Origin of the sequence: uncultured Ruegeria sp., from assembly GCF_947497005.1 — a bacterium.
In the GTDB taxonomy this organism is placed as follows: domain Bacteria; phylum Pseudomonadota; class Alphaproteobacteria; order Rhodobacterales; family Rhodobacteraceae; genus Ruegeria.
The window spans coordinates 272676-295906 of record NZ_CANMFF010000003.1 but is presented as its reverse complement, the minus strand read 5'-3'; the positions used below and the strand labels follow the sequence as shown (position 1 = coordinate 295906).

20 protein-coding genes and 1 pseudogene are annotated in these 23231 nt (G+C 56.8%); 8 read left to right on the top strand and 13 right to left on the bottom strand.

The annotated features are described in order from the left end of the window. Positions 1-205 precede the first annotated feature (205 nt). Both Q0816_RS06260 and Q0816_RS06255 read left to right on the top strand, forming a co-directional pair. Positions 206-922: an OB-fold-containig protein gene (locus Q0816_RS06260; RefSeq protein WP_298848687.1), complete on the top strand. Its 717-nt coding sequence runs from the start codon at positions 206-208 to the stop codon at positions 920-922. Positions 923-956: 34 nt separating this feature from the next. Then, positions 957-2627, top strand: a complete 1671-nt coding sequence (locus tag Q0816_RS06255; RefSeq protein ID WP_298848685.1) for a flotillin domain-containing protein — start codon at positions 957-959, stop codon at positions 2625-2627. Positions 2628-2657: 30 nt separating this feature from the next. On the opposite strand, the gene Q0816_RS06250 is transcribed toward Q0816_RS06255, so the two are convergent. From Q0816_RS06250 to Q0816_RS06220, 7 genes are all read right to left on the bottom strand, one after another. Beyond that, entirely contained in the window at positions 2658-3878 is a 1221-nt protein-coding gene (locus Q0816_RS06250) for an MFS transporter (protein WP_298848681.1), read from the bottom strand. An 80-nt stretch (positions 3879-3958) separates the two neighbouring features. After that, positions 3959-4555, bottom strand: coding sequence for a YceI family protein (locus Q0816_RS06245; RefSeq protein WP_298848679.1), 597 nt, complete (start codon positions 4553-4555; stop codon positions 3959-3961). 61 nt (positions 4556-4616) lie between these two features. Further along, positions 4617-5237, bottom strand: coding sequence for a hypothetical protein (locus tag Q0816_RS06240; RefSeq protein WP_298848677.1), 621 nt, complete (start codon positions 5235-5237; stop codon positions 4617-4619). Positions 5238-5285: 48 nt separating this feature from the next. Then, positions 5286-5867, bottom strand: a complete 582-nt coding sequence (locus tag Q0816_RS06235; RefSeq protein ID WP_298848676.1) for a TIGR02281 family clan AA aspartic protease — start codon at positions 5865-5867, stop codon at positions 5286-5288. A 42-nt stretch (positions 5868-5909) separates the two neighbouring features. Continuing rightward, positions 5910-6527 carry a MarC family protein gene (locus Q0816_RS06230; RefSeq protein WP_298848674.1) on the bottom strand — a complete coding sequence of 206 codons (618 nt, stop codon included), beginning with the start codon at positions 6525-6527 and terminating at the stop codon, positions 5910-5912. 2 nt (positions 6528-6529) lie between these two features. After that, entirely contained in the window at positions 6530-6919 is a 390-nt protein-coding gene (locus Q0816_RS06225; RefSeq protein ID WP_298848672.1) for an ACT domain-containing protein, read from the bottom strand. Beyond that, the gene (locus Q0816_RS06220) at positions 6916-8766 is read right to left on the bottom strand and encodes an ABC-F family ATP-binding cassette domain-containing protein (protein ID WP_298848670.1); all 1851 of its coding nucleotides are present in this window, start codon (positions 8764-8766) and stop codon (positions 6916-6918) included. Before Q0816_RS06220 ends, Q0816_RS06225 begins: the two co-directional genes overlap by 4 nt. Positions 8767-8873: 107 nt before the next feature. Here Q0816_RS06220 and Q0816_RS06215 point away from each other — a divergent pair. After that, positions 8874-10075, top strand: a pseudogene (locus Q0816_RS06215) (multidrug effflux MFS transporter). A gap of 115 nt (positions 10076-10190) precedes the next feature. Continuing rightward, positions 10191-10613, top strand: coding sequence for a nucleoside-diphosphate kinase (gene ndk / locus Q0816_RS06210; RefSeq protein WP_298848668.1), 423 nt, complete (start codon positions 10191-10193; stop codon positions 10611-10613). Positions 10614-10668: 55 nt separating this feature from the next. Here ndk and Q0816_RS06205 read toward each other — a convergent pair whose 3' ends face one another. Continuing rightward, positions 10669-11016: a TfoX/Sxy family protein gene (locus Q0816_RS06205; protein WP_298848666.1), complete on the bottom strand. Its 348-nt coding sequence runs from the start codon at positions 11014-11016 to the stop codon at positions 10669-10671. A 202-nt stretch (positions 11017-11218) separates the two neighbouring features. Here Q0816_RS06205 and Q0816_RS06200 point away from each other — a divergent pair, with 202 nt between their 5' ends. Genes Q0816_RS06200 through Q0816_RS06190 form a run of 3 tightly spaced genes read left to right on the top strand, consistent with a single transcriptional unit; the run spans position 11219 to position 13965 of the window. Continuing rightward, the gene (locus Q0816_RS06200) at positions 11219-12742 is read left to right on the top strand and encodes a CHAD domain-containing protein (RefSeq protein ID WP_298848664.1); all 1524 of its coding nucleotides are present in this window, start codon (positions 11219-11221) and stop codon (positions 12740-12742) included. 3 nt (positions 12743-12745) lie between these two features. Beyond that, a complete protein-coding gene (locus tag Q0816_RS06195) occupies positions 12746-13501 on the top strand; it encodes a ParA family protein (RefSeq protein WP_298848663.1) in 756 nt (251 codons plus the stop codon). Continuing rightward, positions 13498-13965, top strand: coding sequence for a CYTH domain-containing protein (locus Q0816_RS06190; protein WP_298848661.1), 468 nt, complete (start codon positions 13498-13500; stop codon positions 13963-13965). The genes Q0816_RS06195 and Q0816_RS06190 overlap by 4 nt, the downstream gene beginning before the upstream one ends. On the opposite strand, the gene Q0816_RS06185 is transcribed toward Q0816_RS06190, so the two are convergent. The 5 genes from Q0816_RS06185 to Q0816_RS06165 form a co-directional block, all read right to left on the bottom strand. Continuing rightward, positions 13962-15275, bottom strand: coding sequence for an ATP-binding protein (locus Q0816_RS06185; RefSeq protein WP_298848659.1), 1314 nt, complete (start codon positions 15273-15275; stop codon positions 13962-13964). The genes Q0816_RS06190 and Q0816_RS06185 overlap by 4 nt on opposite strands. A gap of 49 nt (positions 15276-15324) precedes the next feature. Then, the gene (locus tag Q0816_RS06180; protein WP_298848658.1) at positions 15325-16005 is read right to left on the bottom strand and encodes a response regulator transcription factor; all 681 of its coding nucleotides are present in this window, start codon (positions 16003-16005) and stop codon (positions 15325-15327) included. A 180-nt stretch (positions 16006-16185) separates the two neighbouring features. Further along, the gene (locus tag Q0816_RS06175; RefSeq protein WP_298848656.1) at positions 16186-17622 is read right to left on the bottom strand and encodes a Do family serine endopeptidase; all 1437 of its coding nucleotides are present in this window, start codon (positions 17620-17622) and stop codon (positions 16186-16188) included. Positions 17623-18370: 748 nt separating this feature from the next. After that, on the bottom strand, positions 18371-18979 hold the full coding sequence (locus Q0816_RS06170; RefSeq protein WP_298848654.1) for a nucleotidyltransferase family protein: 609 nt from the start codon (positions 18977-18979) through the stop codon (positions 18371-18373). 31 nt (positions 18980-19010) lie between these two features. Next, positions 19011-21428 (bottom strand): FAD-dependent oxidoreductase, encoded by a 2418-nt coding sequence (locus tag Q0816_RS06165; protein WP_298848652.1) that lies wholly within the window; start codon positions 21426-21428, stop codon positions 19011-19013. A 190-nt stretch (positions 21429-21618) separates the two neighbouring features. On the opposite strand from Q0816_RS06165, the gene Q0816_RS06160 reads away from it, so the two are divergent. After that, positions 21619-23187: an ABC transporter substrate-binding protein gene (locus tag Q0816_RS06160; RefSeq protein ID WP_298848650.1), complete on the top strand. Its 1569-nt coding sequence runs from the start codon at positions 21619-21621 to the stop codon at positions 23185-23187. The last annotated feature ends 44 nt before the right edge of the window (positions 23188-23231 follow it).

Sequence of the window (23231 nt, the reverse complement as noted above, 5' to 3'; positions counted from 1 at the left end):
CAGCAAAAGGCCGGGTTTTGTGCGGATATCATTTAAAACAACAATCACGAAAAAAATAGGCGGAATACAGGAACGCAGATTGCATATCAGTTTTGCGCCACAGTACCCATTGGTTGAATATTGGAATCACAACCTCTTGAAATACTTGTTATGACTACCCATCTGTAATGTATACCAAAGTATACCAAACAGGGACAGCCTGCTGATGTTTGACTTTCTGCTCGAAGGGGCATTTGCACCCTTTACAATGGCGCTCGGGCTATTGTTCGGTCTATTGGCGCTGGAACTGATCGCGCTGGTGTTGGGCGGAAGTCTGATGGCAGGCGAGGGCGAGGTCGATCTGGACATGGTCGATGCCCCTGATCTGGACGTTGCTGATTTCGACCTGGATATCGACGCGGATGTTGATCTGGGCAATTTCGAATTTGCCGAGGTCGAGGCCGATGCGCCCGAGCTTGCAACGGTTGGTCCGCTGAGTTGGTTGGGCATTGGAAAGATGCCCTTCATGATCTGGCTGGCGGTGCTTCTGGCCGGGTTTGGTCTCAGCGGTATCGGCCTGCAACTGGCGCTGCGCGATTTGCTGGGCTTTGATCTGCCTAGCTGGATGGCAGCGATACCCGCAGGTGCTTTTGGGCTTTGGTTCGCACGTGGCTTTGGCGCAGTCTTTGCGCGACTGCTGCCAAAAACAGAGACCGAGACGATGTCTGAACGGATGCTGGCCCGGCGCAGGGGCGTTATTTCTCAGGGCACTGCGTCACGCGGGCGTCCGGCAGAAGTGCGCGTGATGGACCGGTTCGGCAACACGCATTACCTGCGCGCCGAACCGCTGCAGGAAAAAGACACGCTTGAACAGGGCACCGACGTGCTTGTGCTGCGCGACCGACGGCGCGACCGGTTCGTGCTGGTTGGTTTGTCTGAGTAACCGAATTTCTTAATCTAAAATCGGAGGATATTGCATGGAACTTCAATTCCTGGCCGTCACGATTGTGACCTTTTTAGCGGTAATCTTGTTCATTGGCCTTGTGCTTGGCCGTCTCTACCGCCGCTCAACCCGCGAGATCAGTCTTGTGAAAACCGGAGCTGGCGGCAAGAAAGTCATCATGGATGGCGGCGTTCTGGTCGTACCGTTGCTGCACGAAGTCAGCCCAGTCAACATGAAGACACTGCGCCTTGAGGTGCAACGCAGCGGCGAGGCTGCCCTGATCACCCAGGACCGGATGCGTGTAGACGTTGGCGTGGAATTCTACGTTTCTGTCATGGCAACCGAAGAGGGCATCGCACGCGCCGCCCAGACATTGGGTGACCGCACCTTTGATGTCGAGCAATTGCGCGAGATGATCGAAGGTAAGCTGATCGATGGCCTGCGTGCCGTGGCCGCTCAGATGACTATGGACGGTTTGCATGAAAACCGCGCCGACTTTGTGCAAGAAGTGCAGAATGCGGTGTCCGAGGATCTGCTGAAAAACGGTCTGTCGCTCGAATCCGTCTCGCTGACTGCGCTGGACCAGACCCCGTTCGAAGCTTTGGATGAGAACAACGCGTTTAACGCCGTGGGTATGCGCAAGCTGGCCGAGGTTATCGCGACTTCAAAGAAAGAACGTGCGCAGATTGATGCGGATGCCGAGGTCGAGGTGCGTCGTGCGGCGATGGAAGCACAGCGTCAGAAACTGTTAATCGAAAAGGACGAAGAACAGGCTCGTATTGAGCAGACGCAAATGGTGGAAACCCTGCGCGTGGCCCAAGAGGCTGAGATCGCAGCGCGGACAGAAGACTCGGTACGTGAAACAGAACGCGCTCGGATCGCCCGCGAAGAAGCCATCCGTGCTGCCGAGATCGAGCGCGAGCGCAAGATCCGCGATGCGGAAATCTCCAAGGAGCGCGAAATCGAAGTGGCCGAGCAAGAGCGCCAGATCATCATCGCGCAGAAATCCGAAGAAGAAAGCCGCGCGCGTGCATCTGCTGATTTGGCCCGTGCCGAGGCGACCAAGGCGACCGAATCTGTTGTGACCGCCCGTGAAGTGGCCGAGGCCGAACGTCAGAAACAGATCGTTCTGATCGAAGCTGCCCGCGAAGCAGAACGTCAGGCAACTGCGATCCGCCTCGCTGCACAGGCCGAGAAAGAGGCCGCCGCCGACCGTGCCGAAGCCCGGCGCGAGGAAGCTCAGGCCGATGCCGACGCGCTCAACATTCGTGCCGAAGCCAAGAAGAACGACATGCTGGCCGAAGCCGAAGGTAAACGTGCGATTGTCGAGGCCGACAACGCTCTGTCGCCGGAACAGATCCGAATGAAGGTCGACCTAACCCGGATTGAAACCATGCCGTCCATCATCTCGGAAATGGTCAAACCGGCTGAGAAGATCGACTCGATCAAGATCCACCAGGTTGGTGGGATCGGTGGCGGCCACATCGGTACTGCCTCGAACGGTGACAAGCCAGTGGTCAATCAGGCGCTGGACTCGATCATGGGAATGGCCGTTCAGATGCCCGCACTCAAGAAACTGGGTGATGAGCTGGGCCTGTCGATGGAGCAGGGCGTCGCCGGTGTTGTCAATGGGGCTCTGGAAGCTACGCCACCCGTAGATGACGCCATTGAAGAGGTGTTGGACGACAGCCCGACACAGCAATAAACAAGAGGGCCGGGTTTCCGGCCCTTTTCTTTACTCTTCACGCGACCGTTTCAACAAACGTCCAATGGTGAAGGATGTCCGGGGTGCGTAAACATAGTTCGTGCGTTCATCCGGCGTCGGGCGCGAGCGCATTCGGGCAAGACCGAACACGATCAGACCCACATGGCCAATGGCCACAAAGGCAAAAAGCGCCCCCGGGCCGAATTTTTGGATCAGGTTCGAAGAGATGTAGGGCGATGCGATTGCACCCAGCGCAAACCAGAACATCAACGCTGCCGAAAGCTCGACACGTTCCTCGGTTGTCGCAAAGTCATTGGCATGTGCCGACGACACCGAAAAGATCGGAAAAGTCGTCAACCCAAAGAACCCTGCGGCGAGCATGACGCCCAGTGTCCCCGTACCACTGGCCGCCATTGTAATGCCGCTGCTGAGCACTGCAGCAGCCGACAGCCAGATCAGGACCCAGCGCCGGTCATATTTGTCTGCAAGCCATCCCACTGGATATTGAGCCAAGGCGCCGCCCAGCACGAACGAGGCGAGGAAGAACGCGATCTGGTCCACGCCCAGCCCGACCTCCTGACCATAAACCGGTCCGACCATTCGGAACGAGGCCGAACTGAGTGCAGCCACGATCACCCCGGCCACAGCCAGCGGTGAGCTGCGCCAGGCCAGTTTCGGACGCAAGCGTGGCGCGTCGGGCGTTTCGGGCTGGCTGGCCTTGGTCAGCGTCAGGGGCAGCAGTGCGGCGCAGCACAGGATGGCCAGAAGATTATAAGATACATATGAAGCAGGTGGCAGAACTGCGATGATGAGCTGGGCGCTCAGCGAGGCACCCATGTCGACGATGCGGTACGTGCCCATGGCACGACCGCGTGTTTCATTTGTGACCTTGGCGTTCAGCCAGGCCTCGATCACCGTGTAACATCCGGCGACACACGTGCCCGAGGCGATCCGCAGCGCCGCCCAGACATAAGGATCTTCTGTCAGTGTGTGCCCAATCAACCCCATTGCACCCAGAGCAGTACAAACAGCAAAGGCGCGCGAATGCCCAACACTGCCCATCAGACGGGGCGCCCACCAGCAGCCGACAAAGAACCCGATGAAATGTGCCGATCCCAGCAGACCGATTTGCTCGGTCGTGAAGTTCAGCGTTATGCCGGATATGGCGTCGAGCGGACCGACCCCGCCCGTCGAAAGCTGTAGCAGAATGACCGAAAAAAACAGGGCGGCAAAGGAAATGATCGTGCGCATAGTGATCTCAGATTGGCAGTGTTGTCGCACAATGCGCGCATCAATTCGACTTTAGCGAGTCGTTTTTTGCTGTTTGGCGATCAGGTCGCGCGGATGATCTCTGCGTGGATGTCCAGACCGACGTTTTCCCGAACCAGATCGGGGTAGCCTGATGCACCAAAATCATGCCGATTCAAGGCCCCCGTCAAGCCGATGGACAAGTTGTTCAGATCGGTTGTGGCGGTTCCGGCTTGTCGGTACAGGTTGGCCTCGAGCGTGATCGGACGAGTCACACCCCGTACGGTCAGATCCCCGGTGATAAGGGCACCATCCGATATACGGCCATCAGAGCCAAGCTGTATTTCCGTTGAGACAAACTGAATCGTTGGGTGTTCTTTCGCGTTTAGCACGCTGGTGCTGAGCATGGGCATGCGGGCGAAGGGCAGCTTTGTTCTGGCTTTGCTGACATCCAGCACAACTGTGACCTTGCTGTTCTGCAAGCTTTGGGTGTCGACCTGAACATCGGCGGATAGGATCGGCATTGTCCCGGTTTGTGCCACGCCGGACAGATCGAAGGTGAAACCGACTTTGGTGGCGTCAGGAGAAAGCTCATAGGGGCTTAATGCCGCGTATGACGGTTGGGCGAGGGGAAGGGTCGCCAGCCCCGCAAGAATGGTACGTCGGGTCAGGATGCTCATTTCGGAACGCTAGGGCTTGGCGTGCGGCTGACCAATCAAATATTGCGTGATCTTTGTGTCTTTATGCCGGTGCATCTTCTTTTTCAGCCCGTTCCAACTGCAAGCCGGTTCGGGCAGCGGTCATGGTGGCCTGCCATGTGACCGGAGGCAGGGCACGGGCACGGCGGCGGGTCAGGGTCCAGCGTCTGGCTTCGCCCTGATGGGCGGCGGCCATGTGCCAGCGCGTCTCAACCCCTTGCGCGCCACCGTCGCCGGGGGTCAGCAGCAAGCCAAGCGGAGCCCGCCCCATCGCGCCGCCCTGTTCGGCAGCCAGATGCATCCGGCGTATCGGCGTCAGTCCCGGCGCGCCGGGCAGGTCGCCGATGATCAGCGGGATAGCGCCGCTGCGCAGCGCCTCTTCCAGGCACCACAGCAGATCCTCGGCGCGGGTAGGGCGGACAAAGATGAACCGGGCCGGATCGGCAAAGGCCATCATCCCGTCGGGGTTCAGCTGGTCGGGCTCCCACGCGGGGGAAATCCACAAGACCGGCCCCTGCGTCTGACCGGCCAGCCACATGGCAAAGCTGCGCCGGGCCGGGCCGCAGGCCTCGTGCACGCGGCCCAGTTGCAGGCTGATCTGCGGATGGAGGTTCAGCCCGGGCGCCTGACGCGCGGGTTTGTGACCAAGAAGCTGTGTTGACATGCGGACAAGATAGCATGTTCCACTTTTGTTCTCAAGTGGCGAGTGCTTTTACCGAGACAAAATTAGCTTGCCATCTGCAAATTGAATGCTCGAAAATCGATGCAGGTAATCCATCCCTAAAAGGGACTTGTCCAGCTCGCCTTCGTTGATCCAGGCCGACACGTTTTGATCCGTAATCGGCCCTACAGTCAGAGTCTCAAGCCGCACCGGGGCCGTACGGACTTCTCCGTTTGCGGTCAGCGCGCGCCCGAAATAGTTCAATTGATCGGGATCGATGCCCACGCGCACGGCGTCCTGCGCACTTAGCACGATCTGGCTGGCGCCGGTATCGACAAGAAAGTTGATCGGCTCATCGTTCACCAAAACCGGAAGGTAATAGTGGCCGTCATGGGCGCGGGGCACCTCGATCGTTTGACCGGTAACGGTCATCTGCGGGGCAGGCCCAACCGAGGACCGGATGTCCTCCCACAATCCAACAACGGCAATGACACCAACAAAAATGAACACCCAAGCCATCACCTGCTGCAACGTCTTGTTCAGGGACTGGCGGTTTTGTGAAACGAACCAGAACGCGACCGCCAGGCCGAGCACGACCAGATAGACCAGTTGTCCAATGTCGACACTTTCCACAGGGTTCACCCCACTCAAGGTACACGCAATGTATATGGGGGTTTAAGACGCAAAACCAAAGGCCTTGAGGCCATCAAGAATGAATTGAACTGACAAGGCCGCAAGCAGCATTCCCAATAGTCGCGTCAATACGTTCAACCCGGTTTTGCCCAGAACGCGTGCTACAGCGCCAGATGTCAGATACATCACAAACACCATCGCCAGCACGACCAGCATCACACCAATGACAACCGCAAGGCCCTGAATGCCGGGTTGCTGACCGGCAAGCAGAATCATCGTTGCAATCGAGCCGGGGCCGGCGATCAGCGGGATGCCCAGCGGAAAGACTGACGGATCCGGATGTTCTTCTTCTTCTGCGCTGCTTTCGCGCCGTTTGGTGCGACGCTCAAACAGCATGTCGAGCGCGGTCAGGAACAGCAGAACGCCGCCCGCGACCCGAAACGCCTCCATCGAGATGCCGACAAACCCCAAAAGGGCTTCGCCAAACGCTGCAAACAGAGCCAGAATGAAACCTGCGGTCAGGCACGCCCGGATTGCAATGGACCGACGCGTGGTCCAGTCCATGCCCTGAGTCAGTGCCACAAAGATCGGTGTTTGCGCAGGCGGATCAAGGACCACAAATAGGGTTGTGAACGCGGTTATCAGGAATGCGCTGTCCATTACTATTTGTTGCTCCTTTGCAGGTCCTGCAGGATATTCAGGGCGTTTTGTGCCGAATCTGAAGGGACGTAAACGTGATCGTGGTGATATCCCGCGACCATGTTCGCGGGAATACCTGCCTGAGCCAACGCGCTGGAAACGGCAGCCGTCAGACCAACACCTTCCAGCGAGGAATGAACCTGCAACGTAATGCAGCGCATGGCGACAGCATCCTGCGGTGCATGGTGGGTCGGAACGATGAGAGACATCCCTTCGGCCTCGGCACAGCTGGCGCGCGTGCCTTCTGGCCAGGGTTTATTTTCAGGCCACACGACGAAGGCAAACTCACCCGGCTGCAAAACGGGATGCATACCCGCGATCATTGCAATGGTGTCCTTAACGGGCTTTGTCATGCTGTTTCTGCCTGTTCAAGCCGTTCGGCAGCAGCCACCCAAAGTGCTTCGGCTTTTTGCATGGCCTCAGTGACTTCGGTGAACTTGCGGTTCCAGGTTTCCAAATCGTTGACCTTGTCATCTTCATACAACGCGGGGTCGGCCAGTTTGGCCGAAAGCTTGTCGTGCATGCCTGTCAGCTTCTCGATGCGTTCTTCGCACTTGCGCAGATCTGCACGCAGGCCAAGCATGGCCTCGCGTGAAGGGCGTTTGGGTTTCGCGGCACGCGGTTTTTCCCTGACGGGTTTGTCGCGTGCCAGCAGCAAAGACCGATAGGCTTCAAGGTCGCCGTCGAACTGGTTGACCGTACCGTCAGAAACCAACCACAGCCGATCCGCGACAAGGCCAAGAAGATGCATGTCGTGACTGACCAGAACCACTGCACCGGAATACGCAGTCAACGCTTCGACCAGTGCCTCGCGGCTTTCGATGTCGAGGTGGTTAGTTGGTTCGTCAAGGATCAGCATATGCGGCGCGTCGATGGTGGCGAGCAGCAATGACAGGCGTGCTTTCTGACCACCCGAAAGACGACCGACCTTGGTTTCCGCCTGATCCGCATTCAGCCCGAACCCGGCCAGACGCGAGCGCCATTTGCCGGGCGCCTCAACCGGGCGCAGGCGACGCAAGTGGTCCAATGGCGTTTCGTCTACATGCAGTTCATCCACCTGATGTTGCGCGAAATAGCCGATGCGCAGTTTGTTGCTGCGCGTCATTTTGCCCGCCATCAGCGGCAAACGGTCCGACAACAGCTTAGACAGGGTCGATTTGCCCTGACCGTTCTTGCCCAGCAGCGCGATCCGGTCATCCTGATCGATACGCAGGTTCAGGCGGCGCAGAACTTCGGTCTCGCCATAGCCTGTGGTGCCGCCCTCTATCTGGATAATCGGGGGCGACAGTTCCTCGGGCTCGGGGAAGGTGAAAGCGCGCAAGGCCGCCTCTTGTGGAGTTGAGACCAGCTGGATGCGCTCGATCATCTTTAGCCGAGACTGGGCCTGCACGGCTTTGGACGCCTTGTACCTGAAGCGGTCAACAAAGCTCTGTAGATGGGCGATGCGAGCCTTAGCTTTGGTGTTTTCGGATTCAGCCTGCGCCAGACGTTCCGCACGGCGTTCGGCAAACTTGTCATAAGGCACCGCGTAATAGGTCAGCTTGCGGTCTTCCAGATGCAGGATCGATCCGACCGCGCGGTTCAGCAATCCGCGGTCATGGCTGATAATGATCACGGTATGTGGATACTTTGCCAGATAGCTCTCCAGCCAAAGCGCGCCTTCAAGGTCAAGATAGTTGGTCGGTTCGTCCAGCAGCAACAGATCAGGTTGAGAGAACAGCACCGCCGCCAGCGCGACACGCATCCGCCAACCGCCTGAGAAATCCGAGCAGGGGCGCAGCTGATCTTCGTCGCCAAAACCAAGACCCTTGAGAATCGAGGCTGCACGCGCTTCGGCCGACCACGCGTCGATATCGGCCAAACGGGTCTGAATATCGGCAATCCGCGTGGGGTCTTCGGCGCTGTCGGCCTCGGCCATAAGCGCACTGCGTTCTTGGTCGGCGGCCAGAACCGTGTTGATCAGCGAGACATCAGAAGAGGGCACCTCTTGCGCGACCCCGCCAATGCGTGCGCGCTTCGGGACTGAGATATTGCCCGATTCCAACGCCAGCTCGCCCCGGATCAGGCGGAAAAGGGTCGTTTTCCCGGTACCATTACGTCCGACAAGGCCAACCTTGTGACCATCGGGAATCGTAGCGCTTGCGCCATCAAACAATGGGCGGCCTTCAACGGCATAGGTGATATCTTCGATCCGTAACATGGGCCGCTCTTAGCAGAGGTGTGATGCCGCCGCCAGCGGCTTGGCATGTTCAAGCTTCCAGCAATGTGTTAGCGCTGTATCGTTTGCTTTTCTGAACGGTTTTCCACATGCACTCGGCCCGGACGCCCCCATCCCTGATCACTTTGATCTTTGTCACCGCGCTGTCGGTGCTGTCGCTGAATATGTTCCTGCCGTCCCTTGCGCATATGAGCGAAGACTTCGCGGTCGACTATGGTTTGATGAACATTTCCGTTGCCGGGTATCTGGCGGTGTCAGCCGTGTTGCAACTTATCATGGGCCCGCTTTCAGATCGCTTCGGGCGCAGGCCGATCTTATTGATCTGTACGGTGATTTTCGTCGTCGCCTCAATTGGGTGCACGCTGGCCGTGTCCATCTGGTCCTTTCTGGGTTTTCGTCTTTTGCAGGCCGCCGTTGTGGCTGGGTCGGTTCTGTCCAGCGCATCGATCAGAGATCGGTATCCGCCGAATGAAGCGGCCAGTAAACTGGGCTATGTGGCGATGGCGATGGCTTTGGCTCCGATGCTTGGGCCGATGCTGGGCGGGGCGCTGGATATGCTCTTCGGATGGCGCTCGGGGTTTGTGCTTTATACGCTGCTGGGGGCAGGGCTGCTGGTGTTGCTTTGGTTCGATATGGGTGAAACCAACACGAACCGCTCCTCGACCTTTACCGCTCAACTGCACGAGTACCCGCACTTGTTTCGTGCGCGTCGATTCTGGGGATATGCCCTGTGCGCGGCGTTTTCGATTGGCGGTTTCTACAGCTTCATCACTGGTGCTCCTCTGGTCGCTGCCGCGTGGTTTGATCTAAGCCCTGCGATGTTGGGTCTTGGTCTTGGTATCATCACGGGCGGTTTTATGGTCGGGAACTTTGTCACTGGCCGGATCGCGGCGCGGACACGTCTGACCACGATGATCCTGATTGGACGGGTTGTGGCTTCGACCGGGCCCTTCTGCGGACTACTGCTTTTCTTCGCCAATCTGGGGTCGGTTTGGGTGTTCTTCGGCTCGGCCATCTGTGTCGGGTTCGGCAATGGCCTGACCAATGCAAATACTTCGGCAGGTGTCATGTCTGTGCGCCCCAATCTGGCAGGCAGTGCAGCCGGGTTGTCGGGAGCGATGGTGGTAACACTTGGCGCGATTCTGACTTCGATGACGGGTGCATTTGTCAGCCCTAAAACGGGCCATTTCTGGTTTTGGGCATGATGTGTGTGTGCAGCGTTGCGGGTTTACTTGCGGTGCTTTACGTCCGACGCCTGGACCGGATTGATCCTTTGCCCGACACATTCTGAACCCCAATGCTGCGGGCAGGTCATCATAACACTTTTCATGAGCTGAAGACCGTGATACCCGGCGCGCGATGGATTTCGGCGCGAACGCTGCGCCACATTGTAAGGAGAGGCCGACATGGCACTGGAACGTACATTCTCGATCATTAAACCCGATGCAACCCGCCGCAACCTGACTGGCAAGATCAACGCCAAGTTCGAAGAGGCAGGCCTGCGCGTTGTGGCGCAAAAGCGCATCCACATGACCAAAGCTCAGGCCGGCAAGTTCTACGACGTGCATGCCGAGCGCCCGTTCTATGACGAACTGTGCGAATTCATGTCCTCCGAACCGGTTGTTGTTCAGGTTCTGGAAGGCGAAGGCGCCATTGCCAAGAACCGTGAAGTCATGGGCGCAACCAACCCTGCAGACGCGGCCCCCGGCACCATCCGCGCCGAATTCGCTGAATCGGTTGGCGAAAACTCGGTCCACGGTTCGGACGCTCCGGAAACCGCAGCGGTCGAGATCGCATACTTCTTCTCGGGCATCGAACTGGTCGGCTAAGCCGCAGCCTTCGGTAAAAGATTGGGCCGCTCCTGCCGGGGCGGCCTTTTATTGTTCAGACTTGCTTGAGATCTTTGGGGGCGACACGTACGCCGATAGCATCCAGGTCAGCAACCAACTGGCTTTCCGGCGCCGCGCTGTTGCCTGCCTTGATCGCGTCAAAACGCTGGCGCAGGGCCTTTTTCTCTTCACCCTTGCAGTCATTCCATGGGCGGCCCTGCAGGCCCATCACCAACACATAATACCCGATGAAATGCGCCTTGGTCCCTGCGCGCAAAAGGCGGGCATAGGCATCATCTGGTCCTAGCTCTCGCAACGCGTCGGCCGAATGAATGCCAGCGCGTGCACAGGCCTGCTCAAAGGCGGGGCCAAGGTTGCGGATCGATGATACCGGGTCACTCATACGGTTGTCATACTTCCGCAACTGACATCTGTCACCCAGGGATTACACTTGGTCAAACCAGAATGTCTTGATGTCTTCGCGAGAATAAGTTTGCATGACGTCACGCTGTCGCGGAGGGTCGGGTGTCGAAATCCAATGATACCGAAGGGAAATCTTTCAAGAGCATGACCAACACCAACCTGTCCGCGCCTCGGAAGGGTGGATGATGACCGAGCCGTCAGGTGATCAGTTTGTTCTTATCAAGCCGATTGATGCGACAAAACTGGCAAAGGCGCTTGCGGGTTTCTCGGTCGAAATTGCGCCTGAGGTTGCCGCCAAGCCATTCGTGCTGCTGGATTGTCACGATCAATCCTTGCGTGCTTCGGGTCGGGTTCTGATCGAGACCAATGGAGTGCTGCAACTTTGGCAGAATAAGCGCAAACCATTATCTCAGCGCGGCAAAGGGCTGGGTTTGTTTGTTCAAAACTTGCCGCACGGCCCGGTACAGGTAGCATTGAAGGGCTTTCCCGAGCTACGCGCCTTGATACAGATCGGCGCCGGAAAGATCGCGGTGAAGTCCCTCGTGGTGCTGGATGAGCTGCAAAAGACTCAGGTCAGGGGGACAATCTGGTTTATGACCTCGTCAACCGGGCAAGCGGCTATTGTGCGTATTCAGAAGCTGCGCGGGTATGAAAGAGCGTATCAAAAGGTCTGTGATGCGATTTCCGACCTGCCCAGCGGTGCGTTGGGCACCGAAGCATTCTTTGCAGGGCTGTTTCCCGGCATGTTTACATATCAGGCCAAGCCGGAGATCAGGCTGGGACAAACAGAGCCATCTATCGAAGTCGCGGCAGATATCATTCAGACTTATCTGAAGGTAGCCCGGCAAAACGAAGATGGGGTAATCGCTGACATCGATACAGAGTTTCTGCATGATTACCGTGTAAGTCTCCGAAAAATCAGATCTGTCGTCAGCCTGTTCAAGGGCGTCTTTTCCCAAACGCAAACTGCAGAGTTGAAGCGGGTCTTTTCCGAACTTATGGCACCCACCGGGCGAATGCGTGATCTGGATGTGTATCTTCTGGATAAAGATATGTATTTCAATCTGGTACCGTCAAAACTTCATGCCGGATTGCATGAGATGTTCGACCGGTTTCAAAAGGAACGCATGCAGGAAATGTCACGCTTGTCCCGCCGGTTGCGCGGCGATGCTTATGATACGTCGATGTCAGAATTGATCGCTTTGTTCAGCGAAACGACGCGTTTGGAGGCAGGGCCTAACGCCGATCGGGGTGCTTCTGAATATGCCTGCGCGTTGATCTGGAAACGCTATCGTAAAGTGTGCAGAACTGCCCGCAGCATCACCGACGATACACCGGACGAAACGGTGCATGATCTCCGCATTGATTGCAAAAAGCTGCGATATTTGATGGAGTTCTTTGGTCCTCTCTTTGATGCAAAGAGCTTTAGAACCATCATCAGGCCGTTAAAAAAGCTTCAGGACAACCTGGGGCTGTTCAACGACTATTCTGTCCAGCAAGAGGCCTTGTTGGCCTTTGTCTCTCAACAAAGCAATGCGCAGGGCCGGGTAGATGCACAGGTCGGTCTGGCCGTCGGTGGACTTATTGCGGTGCTGGATCAACGCCAAAAGGCCGAGCGGAGCCGCGTCATCTCAAGCTTTCAGCAATTTGACAGGCTTGAGACCCGGCACCTGTTCCGAAGCTTGTTTCACCAAAAAGAGGAGTGAGGAATGAAGATCATTGCCTGTTACAGCAATAAGGGCGGTGTTGGAAAAACCGCAACCTCGGTGAACCTAGCTTATGCGTATGCGCAGGCAGGACAGCAGGTATTGCTGTGCGATCTCGATCCTCAGGGTGCGGCGGGGTTCTATTTTCGGGTGAAGCCATCGAAAAAGCTGACGGATGCGCGGTTTTTTGAAGACGTGCAAAGGTTTGTCAAAGCGATCCGAGCCAGCGATTTCGAAGGGTTGGACGTGCTGCCAGCAAACCTGAGCTTTCGTGATTTCGATGTGTTCCTGTCGCGGATGCGCAACAAACGCTCGCGTTTGAAAAAAGCTCTGGTCGCGGCGGGCAGCGATTATGACGTGATCATTCTGGATTGCCCGCCCAATTTCTCGACCCTGTCCGAGAATATTTTCAAGGTAGCTGATGAAATCGTGGTGCCGGTCATTCCCACCACCCTGTCCGAGCGGACGTTCGATCAGTTGGTCAGCTTTTTCGACGAACATAAGTTGCGCAAGAAGAAGCTGCGGGCGTTCTTCTCGATGGTGCAAAAACGGAAGGTTTTGCATCAGGAAACGATGAAATCGATGCGGAAGCTATATCCCAAACGCTTTTTGCAGACGACGGTTCCCTTCGCGTCGGACATCGAAAAAATGGGTCAGCACCGGGCGCCAGTCAGTACCTATGCCGGACGCAGTACGGCCTGTGCAGCTTACCGGACGCTGTTTGACGAATTGGAAGACGGAGTGGTCAAAACCCAATGAGCAAGGAAATCGAACGCAAGTTTTTGGTAGCAACGGTTCCTGACCTGAGTGGCGCGGAAAAAGCTGTTATCCGTCAGGGGTATCTGACGGCTCCTGGTGACACGACCGAATTGCGGCTGAGGCAGAAGAACGATGTGTTTTTTCTGACCCTGAAGGGGCGCGGTGGCCTCGTGCGTGTTGAGCGTGAGACAGAGATTACTGCGGATCAGTTCGAAACCTTTTGGCCGGAAACAGAAGGGCGCAGAGTTGAAAAGGAACGCTACACTGGCCAATTGCCGGATGGTCTGGTGTTTGAGTTGGATGTCTTCTCGGGTGATCTGGTGCCTTTACGGTTGGTCGAAGTGGAATTCACATCCGAAGCGCAGGCCAAAGGTTATGTACCACCAGATTGGTTCGGTGCAGATGTGACCGAAGATAAGCGTTATAAAAACAAGACATTGGCAATAAATGGCGTTCCGGATTAGCGCCTTTGCGCCAGATCTATCATGGTTTCCAATCCGGGGTCACAATTTCGGGCCGCAAATTTCCCGCCATGCATATGTGAGATCGCAGCAACCAGGGCCAGGCCCAAACCTGCATTCCGCTCTGTCCGCGCTGGGTCAAGTGTTACGAAGGGAAGCTGCAGTCGATCAAGTTCTTCGGGCGGAACGCCCGGGCCACGGTCCCGGACGCACAACTGCGCAAAACCGTCATGTGCATAGATTGAAATCGTGATCGCTGTATCCGCGGGCGCATAGCGCATAGCGTTTTCAAGCAGATTGGAAAGAGCCTGAGAGAGAAGAGGCCGGTGTCCCTGAATGACAAGGGCGGAGCCTTTGACTTCAAGTTGCACACCTTGATCGGCGGCCACAGGATCATAAAGCTCGACGACGTCGCCGACCAGTTGCCGTAAATCAATGGCTTCGAATTGCTCTCGCCCCAGACCAGCCTCTGCCCGCGAAATTTCGGTGAGCTGCCCCAGCACCCGCAGGACGTGATCGATTTCACCCGTTGCCCGCGCGATGTCGATCTCACGATCCAGATCGCTTTTGTCGGGTGCCGACAGGGCTTCGACCCTTTGACGCAAGCGTGACAGAGGAGAGCGCAGATCATGTGCAATCGAATTCGAAGTGGTACGAAGGTTGCTGATCAATTCCTCGATCCGGTCGAGCATGTTGTTCAGTGTGCCCGAGACCTGATCAAATTCATCCCCCGTCCCGCGTAACGGCATCCGTTTAGACAGATCGCCAGAAACGATATTCTCGGCCGTGCTGGCGATCTCGGAGAGGCGCGAAAACACCATCCGCGTGAACAGCCAGCCGGTGATGACACTCAGCACAAAAGCGATCCCCAGCGCCAGCGCGACAGAGCGAAACAGAACCCTGTCGAATTGCTGGCGCGTCGCAGCATCCCGTCCGACCAAAAGGCGCTCGCCGCCCGGCAGACGGATCGACGCGGCCGAGACGGGTACAAGCTGGTCATTGTCGGCACGGAGCAGTTCCAGATCCACCCAACCACTTCCGGCGGCAATATTTACTGGCCAGGTTTTCAGGTTGCCCACCAGCTTGACGCCCAGACGATCCGTTAAAAGATAAAGCGCGTCGCGCTCTGAGGCGCTTGGCAGGCGGCGCTCGATCGCTGCGACGAGCCCCAGCAGCCCCCGTCTTTCATATTCGTCTGCAAGCCCGGTCAGTTCGGCGGACACGACCGAGCGGGTTTCGGATTCGATGCTTCGATTGGCCGTCACATACACAAGTGCCAGCACAGAGGCTGTCAGGAATGTGCTTAGGAACATGCTGGTGGCAACCAGCCTTGTGCGGGAATTGTTTAAAGAAAGTCGAAGGTTATCCATCAGACATCATGTAACCCGCGCCGCGGATAGTTTCAATCAACGGTATATCTCCGCCTTCGTCCAGCTGGCGCCGAAGTTTCGAGATGTGAACATCTACAACGTTGGTGTTCGGGTCGAAATGGTAATCCCAGACCCCTTCAAGCAACATGGTGCGCGACACGACCCGGTTTTTGCGGCGTAGAAAGAACTCAAGAATTTGAAACTCTCGAGGGGTCAAAGTGATTTCGTGTCCGTCGCGCGTGACTTTGCGGGTCAGCAAATCCATTTGCAGATCCTTGCAGGTCAGTGTTGGCACCTCTTCAGATTCCTGTGGGCGGCGCAACAAGGCTTCGATCCGGGCATGCAGCTCCTGAAACGAGAAGGGCTTGACCAGATAATCGTCAGCGCCCGAACGCAGGCCTTTGACTCGCTCGTCCACCGCGCTCATTGCTGTCAGCATCAGAACCGGCGTTTTCATTCCGGCTGCGCGCAGGGATTTTATCAGCGACAGCCCGTCCAAACCGGGCAACATCCTGTCCAGAACAATTGCGTCAAACCCGCCATCGGTTGCATGGTACAATCCCTCGCGTCCGTCAGCCGCAGATTCGACCACGTAACCCTCTTCACCAAACCCTTTGGCGATAAAGTCCCTGGTGTCGGCATCATCTTCGACGATCAACAGACGGCGGCTCATGGTCAGGCTCCTTTCTTTCCGGATTTAAACATAAATTTCAGGTAAAGCACATGGTTTGAAGAGGTTCTTGCCGGGTGCTGGGCCTGCACCCGGCAAGCCCGGCGGATAGTGGACAACTCTGATCCGCCAGGTGAGGCGTGCGCCGAAAATCCCCATCAAGCGGCGCACGCATGTTCAAGTTCAGGCCAGTTCAACCGCGACGAAAATCTGGCTGCCGGCGCGATTGATCAGCACTAGGGCAGGATCGGTTTTCTCGCTGTCCAGAGCCGCCTTCAGCGCATCCGGCGTGAAGGTGTCCTGCGTACCGAGCTTGACGATCACATCGCCGCGCTGCAGCCCAGCCTTGGCTGCGGGGCTGTCTGGCTTCAGATCGGTGACGACCACGCCCTCGACAGTTTCGGCGACACCTGTTTCGGCGCGAACTGTTTCAGTCAGCGGTGCGACAGTGACACCGAGCGTTGTGCCTGCAACTTCAGCTTCGACCGGGGCACCGGCCTGAGCAGATGCTGCTTGGTGCTGACCGATTGTCAGACTAACCGTTTCCTGTTTGCCGTCGCGCAACACGGTCAGGGTACTGTCGGTGCCGACTTTGGTCGTGCCCACAAGGATGGGCAGATCGCCACTGGAGGCTACGGCCTCGTCGTTGAAGGACAGGATCACATCGCCTTGCTTCAGGATGCCATCTGCCGGGCTTTCTGCAACGACGTCAGACACCAGCGCGCCCGACGAAGCGTCGATACCCAACGCGGCCGCAAGTTGCGGGCTCACGTTCTGAATCGACACGCCCAGCCAACCACGGCTGACCTGCCCATCATCCCGCAGGTCGGCTGTGATGTGCTGGACAATGTTAGAGGTGACCGCAAAGCCAAGGCCAACCGATCCGCCGCTGGGCGAATAGATGGCGGAATTCACGCCAACAACCTCGCCATCCATGTTGAACAGCGGACCACCCGAGTTGCCTTTGTTGATCGCCGCATCCGTCTGGATAAACTCAGCATATGGGCCTTCCGAGATGTTGCGTTCTTTGGCGGAAACGATGCCGGTAGTCACGGTCGAACTCAGACCGAAGGGGTTCCCGATGGCGACCACGTCTTCACCCACGCGGATCGCGTCGCTGTCACCCAGTTCAACGGCTTGAAGGTCCGCGCCTGCGTCGATCTTGAGAACGGCGATATCTGTCAGCGGGTCAGTTCCGACCACTTCAGCTTCAAACGTGCGATCGTCGCTTAGCCGTACGGTCACGGTTGAGGCATTGTCGACAACATGATGATTGGTGACGATGTATCCAGCTTTATCCAAAACAAAACCCGAGCCAAGGCCCTGTGCGGGACCGCGCTGAGGCATGTTAAACCCTTCAGGCTCGCCGAAGCGTTTGAAGAATTCTCCGAACGGGTGTCCTTCAAAGTCAAAGTTCTGGCCTTGGGTCGGAGTCGGTACAGCCTCTTGTTCGGCGATTATGGTTACGACCGAGGGCGAAACGGTTTCGACTAGGTCAGCCAGTGCTTCGTCGGCCATCGAGGGCATGGCGGTTGTTGCCAGCAATGCGGCGCCAAGTGCACTGACACCCATCCAGTTGGATGTGCGAGGAAGTAGAAGCGAGGATTTGCGGATGCTCATGTGTGTCTCCTGTTATTTTTCACGCAGCTGCGATTGCGCGTTGAGACACCAGATGCCCTCTCAGGATTGGGGTTTTCTGATTGATCAATTAATAAATCTTAATTTTGCCATAAAGCCTGTGTTTTGTGTCGGCGGATGATGGTCAGGATTCGCGGGATTTGCCGGTTCGAACGTAAACGAATCGGAGGATTGTTGCTAAAATTGACGTCAAACTTTCAAAAACATTGAATTTGTTTTGTTTTGTTGACAATCATCCCCTCAAGTAGCGAATAAAAACACTGCTCTTCCAGTGGTTGTGGGTGAGTCCGAGTGAAGCAGGGCTTGACACGAAAATGGCGCCGTTGATCGAGGAAATAAGCTCATAAGTTTGTGCTTATTCTCGAATCATTACCGTGTTCGCACATATGAATTCATCTCTTGGTTGAGTGGCGTTTTGTCAGATGTTGCGGAAAAGCCATTCGCTACAAGGCCAAATTAACCCTTTCTTCCAATTTTACGTTGTTTCGAGGGATCGGATCAGTGAGGATAAAGGTGCCCAAGTGAGGGGGGCCAAAAGCGCTAGGGGGCGCTGGCGGCTAACTCGATCACCAAAAGTGATAGCGGCATGTTAACGAGGGGGTCTTGTTTAGGTTTGGCTGTTTTGTAGTCGGAGTGTTTTGAAAGCACACTGACCACACTTTTGGGATTGATTAAAGTGGTAGTCCTGTTTTGGGCACCGGCCCGGTCGAATAGACCGGGCCGTGTTTGTTCAGGGGGTGCGTTTCCTGCGCCAGTCTTCCCAGATTTCCCAATCTTCCGGGGTATCCAGGTCCAGCAATGCATTTTGCCCTGGCAGCGGTTCCAAATGTACCCTGCCGCGCTGTTTCCGCACGACTACTTGTGCACCGTCGTCGCCCTGCAGCTTTGAGAGTTGATCGAAGAGAGACCTGTCAAACACCACTGGATGACCAGGTTTTCCGTCTTCGGTCGTGCCGCGCCAGATTAGGTCGCCGGGATGGGTTTGCCGCGCTTTCAGGATTGTCGCCAGATCGGTTTCAGTCAGATCCGGTAGATCGGCCAACAAGACCATTACTGCCGGTGCTTCAGCAGGCAATTGTCGGATGGCGGCGCGCAGGCTGGCGTTCATTCCTTCTGCAGCATCCAAAACCGGGACGACCTGAATATCCAGACCCTCAAGTGCATCATACCTTGGATGGGGTTTTGGGGGCAGGGCGACGATAACAGGACCGACAGCGCAGGCTCTGGTTGCGGAATGGGCAAGCAGTGGAACGCCATCGATCAATTGCATCAGTTTATCCAGACCGCCCATGCGGCTGGATTGGCCGGCGGCCAGCAGGATGATTGGAATCTCTGTCATTGCGCCACAATGCCGTCGGCCCAAGTCCGAGTCATCCCCTCATCCGGGTTCCATCCGCATCAAACAAAGGCACCGAGATGACCCTGGCCCTGCGCATCTGTCCCAGAATCTCGATTTCCACCTCAAGACCGTCGGCGACAAGTCCGGATGGCAGAAAACCCATGGCGACGGACCTTTGAGCGTAATGCGAATAGCCGCCCGAAGTGCAGAATCCAACAACCGTGCCATCCAGCCAGATCGGTTCATAGGCGTTGACGTCTGCGTCGCTGGCCTCGACCTCGAACGCAACCAAGGTGCGTGCTGTGCCTTCGGCGCGTTCCGCCTCGGCAGCTGCGCGACCAATGAAATCTGCGTTTTTGCGGAATGAGATGAATCGGTCCAACCCGGTTTCCGCTGCCGTGTAATCGGGCGAGAATTCACGCATCCAGGACCCGAAGAACTTGTCCAGCCGCAGGCTCATCATTGCGCGCATTCCGAACGGAACCATGCCGTGTGTTTGCCCGGCCTGCCATAACGTCCACCAGAGTTGCCGCTGCGCGAGCGGGTCGCAATAGATCTCATAGCCCAAGTCGCCTGTATAGCTGACCCTTTGCACGATGCAGTCAGTCATACCAACAGTCATGCGACGTACATCGAGGAAGTTGAATTCTGACAGGTTGTTACGTGTACAGGTGGCCAGAACCTGCGTTGCTTTGGGGCCCGCGATCTGAAACCCGTTCAAACGGTCGCTGATATTCTCAATTGCGACGCCATCCTGCGCGTTCTGCTGGAACCAGCGCATGTGGAAAGCCTGACTGCCGTAGGAAGCGGTAAGCTGGAACTCGGTCTCGCTGAGACAGGAAACAGTGAAATCCCCGAACAGCTTGCCCTTGTGAGACAGCATCGGAGTCAATGACAGCCGTCCGGGTTTCGGAATACGACCTGCCATGATCCGATCCAGCCAATCCCGTGCGGCCGGTCCTGTGATGCGGTATTTGCCGAAATTGTGGACTTCGTTGATGCCGACACTTTCACGCACGGCCCGCACTTCGCGGCCTGTCGCCGTGAACGCATCCGAACGCCGGAACGAAGGTGTTTCATACCCCGGCTCATCGCCCTGCGCGAAGTAGTTGGCGACCTCTAGCCCATATTGCTGCCCCCAGACCGCGCCCAGGTCGCTGAAGATGTCGTACATCGGGGTCGTGCGGTTAGGGCGCGCGGCGGGCAGTTCTTCGTTCGGGTAGGCGACGCTGAAGCGTTTCTGATAATTCTCGATCACTTTAGGGCGGGTATAGCCGGGGCTGATCCAGTCGCCAAAACGCGCGACGTCCATGGCAAAGACATCCCGTTCGGGCTCACCCTCGATCATCCATTGCGCCAGTGTCAGGCCAACGCCGCCACCTTGACTGAACCCTGCCATGACACCGCAGGCCGACCAGTAATTGCGCACGCCCGGAACTGGCCCGACCAGAGGGTTGCCATCCGGAGCAAAGGTAAACGGCCCGTGGATTACCGATTTCACCCCGGCCTCGGCTAGAACCGGGAAACGGCGATATGCGAATTCGATACTGTCCGTGATCTTGTCATAGTCGTCAGGCAGCAATTCATGGCCGAATTCCCAGGGCGTGCCATCGACGGCCCAGGGTTTGCAGGGCTGTTCGTAAAAGCCGATGCACAACCCACGTCCTTCCTGACGCAGGTAGCTTTCGCCTGCCGGATCCATGACATGAGGATGTTCACCGCCTGCGTCGATGATCGCTTCGATTTGAGGGATCGAATCGGTCACCAGATATTGGTGTTCCATCGGATGCAGCGGGAAATAGACCCCGGCCATCGCGCCAACCTCACGTGCCCAGAGCCCGCCTGCATTTACGACATGCTCGGCGTGAATGGTTCCCTTGTTGGTGACCACATCCCAGGTTCCGTCCGGGCGTTGGTTGGTCTCACGCACCATGCAATGGGTTTCGATGGTGGCACCGCCCATGCGGGCTGCTTTGGCATATGCGTGTGTGGTACCTGAGGGGTCGAGATGCCCGTCCAAGGGATCGTAGAGTGCGCCGATAATGCCGTCTGTATTGGTGATCGGTGCGATCTTCTTGATCTCTTCGGGTCCGACGATTTCAGTTTCCAACCCCATGAACCGGTGCTTGGCACGTTCGGCCAGAAGCATGTCGAACCGGTCCTGATTATCGGCGAGTGTCACACCGCCCACATGGTGCAGGCCGCAGGACATGCCGGTGATCTCTTCCAGTTCCTTATACAACCGGATCGTATAACCCTGCAGCGCAGCCATATTGGTGTCGCCGTTCAGGGTGTGAAACCCGCCTGCCGCGTGCCAGGTCGATCCGCTGGTCAGTTCGGATCTTTCTAACAGCATGACATCGGACCAGCCCAGTTTCGTCAGGTGATAAAGAACCGAGCAGCCAACGACGCCGCCGCCAATTACCACCACGCGAGTTTGAAGTTTCATAAGGGCCTCCGACTGATTTTCGCCAGTGTGCTTAGGATGGATCAGAGCGCAATGCCAAACGCGACAAAACTTGTCGTGGAAGTAATTCTCCGAGCCGGATAAGAGCCCCGTGGCTGGTCACGGGACTGTTACAGAATCAAGTTAACAGCCGCGCCGGCACCGCCTCTAAAATACCCAAATAGGATAAGAAATGAGCAAATTCGACCTCAAACCCCAGGCGCTGAGTCGCCGTGAATTTATGGCGAAAGCCACTGCGTTGGGTCTGAGCACGGCTGTCGCAAGCACGATCTGGGCTGAAGCGGGCCTAGCAGAGACACCGAAAAAGGGTGGTCACTTTGTTCTGGGCCTGAAGGGCGGCGAAAGCACCAATACTCTGGATCCGGCTTTGTCGGCTTCGCATGTGACCGCCAAAGCCCTGCGCGCCTTTGGCAATACCCTGACTGCGGTTGCCGCTGAGGGTGGGATCGCACCAAGCCTGGCGGAAAGCTGGGAAGCGTCCGAGGATGGAAAGGTCTGGCATTTCAATATCCGCAAAGGTGTGGAATTCCACAATGGCAAGACTCTGACACCAGAAGATGTTCAACTGACACTGGCGCGGCATTCGAACGAAGATTCGCAATCCGGTGCGCTCGGTATCATGCGCGGGATCGAGGAGGTGCGGGTCGACGGTGACAATGTGGTTGTCACTTTGGCTACGCCAAACGCCGATCTACCGTATCTGTTGTCGGATTATCATCTTGTTATTCAGCCCGGCGGCGGTATCGACAATCCGGCGGACGGCATCGCAACCGGTGCGTACAAGGTTACCGCCGACGAACCCGGCATACGCTATGGGTTCGAGAAGTTCGCCAATCACTGGGATGAAAGTGTCGGTCACTTTGACAGCCATGAAATTCTGGTTCTGAATGACGACACGGCACGCTCGGCAGCGCTGCAGTCCGGCCAGGTTCACGCCATCAACATCGTGCCACCACGCACCGCCAAGTTGTTCGGGCGGGCGCCGGGCGTGACGCTCAATGCTGCCTCGGGTCGCGGACATTATATCTTTGCCATGCATTGCGACACTGCACCATTCGACAACAAGGATCTGCGTCTGGCTTTGAAATATGCCATCAACCGAGAAGAGCTGGTGGACAAGGTCCTGCGTGGCTATGGCTCGGTCGGCAACGATATCCCGATCAACGAAGCATATCCTCTGTTCGACGGCGCGATGGAGCAGCGGGCATTCGATCTTGCCAAGGCGGCCGAACATTACAAAGCGTCGGGGCATGATGGATCGCCCATCGTACTGCATGTCTCGGATGGCGCCTTTGCCGGGGCAATCGATGCAGCACAACTGTTCCAACTGACCGCACAAGTGGCCGGCATCCCGTTGGAAATCCAGCGTGTGCCCGCTGATGGTTACTGGTCGGAAGTGTGGAACAACAAACCTTTCTGCGCCTCTTACTGGGGTGGTCGTCCGGTACAGGATCAGATGTGGTCGGTTGGTTACCTGTCGACTGCGGACTGGAACGACACCCGCTTCAAGAATGAAGAGTTCGACACCCTGCTACTTAAAGCGCGGGCAGAGCTGGACGAGGCAAAGCGTAAGGACACCTATGCCCAGATGGCGCGAATCGTCTGGGAAGAAGGCGGTCTTATCAACCCGATGTTCAACCAGTTCATCGACGGGTATTCGGACGGGGTTACAGGCTGGGCTGCGCATGCAAACGGCGATCTGATGGATGGCTACGTCGCCAGCCGCACCTGGTTTGCGTAAGGTTTGAAAAATCGCCGGTGCCCTGTTACGGGCACCGGATTCTG

Coding starts and splice junctions, on each gene's coding strand:
- Q0816_RS06260 (WP_298848687.1), top strand. CDS start 206: ATGTTTGACTTTCTGCTCGAAGGGGCATTTGCACCCTTTACAATGGCG.
- Q0816_RS06255 (WP_298848685.1), top strand. CDS start 957: ATGGAACTTCAATTCCTGGCCGTCACGATTGTGACCTTTTTAGCGGTA.
- Q0816_RS06250 (WP_298848681.1), bottom strand. CDS start 3,878: ATGCGCACGATCATTTCCTTTGCCGCCCTGTTTTTTTCGGTCATTCTG.
- Q0816_RS06245 (WP_298848679.1), bottom strand. CDS start 4,555: ATGAGCATCCTGACCCGACGTACCATTCTTGCGGGGCTGGCGACCCTT.
- Q0816_RS06240 (WP_298848677.1), bottom strand. CDS start 5,237: ATGTCAACACAGCTTCTTGGTCACAAACCCGCGCGTCAGGCGCCCGGG.
- Q0816_RS06230 (WP_298848674.1), bottom strand. CDS start 6,527: ATGGACAGCGCATTCCTGATAACCGCGTTCACAACCCTATTTGTGGTC.
- Q0816_RS06225 (WP_298848672.1), bottom strand. CDS start 6,919: ATGACAAAGCCCGTTAAGGACACCATTGCAATGATCGCGGGTATGCAT.
- Q0816_RS06220 (WP_298848670.1), bottom strand. CDS start 8,766: ATGTTACGGATCGAAGATATCACCTATGCCGTTGAAGGCCGCCCATTG.
- ndk (WP_298848668.1), top strand. CDS start 10,191: ATGGCACTGGAACGTACATTCTCGATCATTAAACCCGATGCAACCCGC.
- Q0816_RS06205 (WP_298848666.1), bottom strand. CDS start 11,016: ATGAGTGACCCGGTATCATCGATCCGCAACCTTGGCCCCGCCTTTGAG.
- Q0816_RS06200 (WP_298848664.1), top strand. CDS start 11,219: ATGATGACCGAGCCGTCAGGTGATCAGTTTGTTCTTATCAAGCCGATT.
- Q0816_RS06195 (WP_298848663.1), top strand. CDS start 12,746: ATGAAGATCATTGCCTGTTACAGCAATAAGGGCGGTGTTGGAAAAACC.
- Q0816_RS06190 (WP_298848661.1), top strand. CDS start 13,498: ATGAGCAAGGAAATCGAACGCAAGTTTTTGGTAGCAACGGTTCCTGAC.
- Q0816_RS06185 (WP_298848659.1), bottom strand. CDS start 15,275: ATGTTCCTAAGCACATTCCTGACAGCCTCTGTGCTGGCACTTGTGTAT.
- Q0816_RS06180 (WP_298848658.1), bottom strand. CDS start 16,005: ATGAGCCGCCGTCTGTTGATCGTCGAAGATGATGCCGACACCAGGGAC.
- Q0816_RS06175 (WP_298848656.1), bottom strand. CDS start 17,622: ATGAGCATCCGCAAATCCTCGCTTCTACTTCCTCGCACATCCAACTGG.
- Q0816_RS06170 (WP_298848654.1), bottom strand. CDS start 18,979: ATGACAGAGATTCCAATCATCCTGCTGGCCGCCGGCCAATCCAGCCGC.
- Q0816_RS06165 (WP_298848652.1), bottom strand. CDS start 21,428: ATGAAACTTCAAACTCGCGTGGTGGTAATTGGCGGCGGCGTCGTTGGC.
- Q0816_RS06160 (WP_298848650.1), top strand. CDS start 21,619: ATGAGCAAATTCGACCTCAAACCCCAGGCGCTGAGTCGCCGTGAATTT.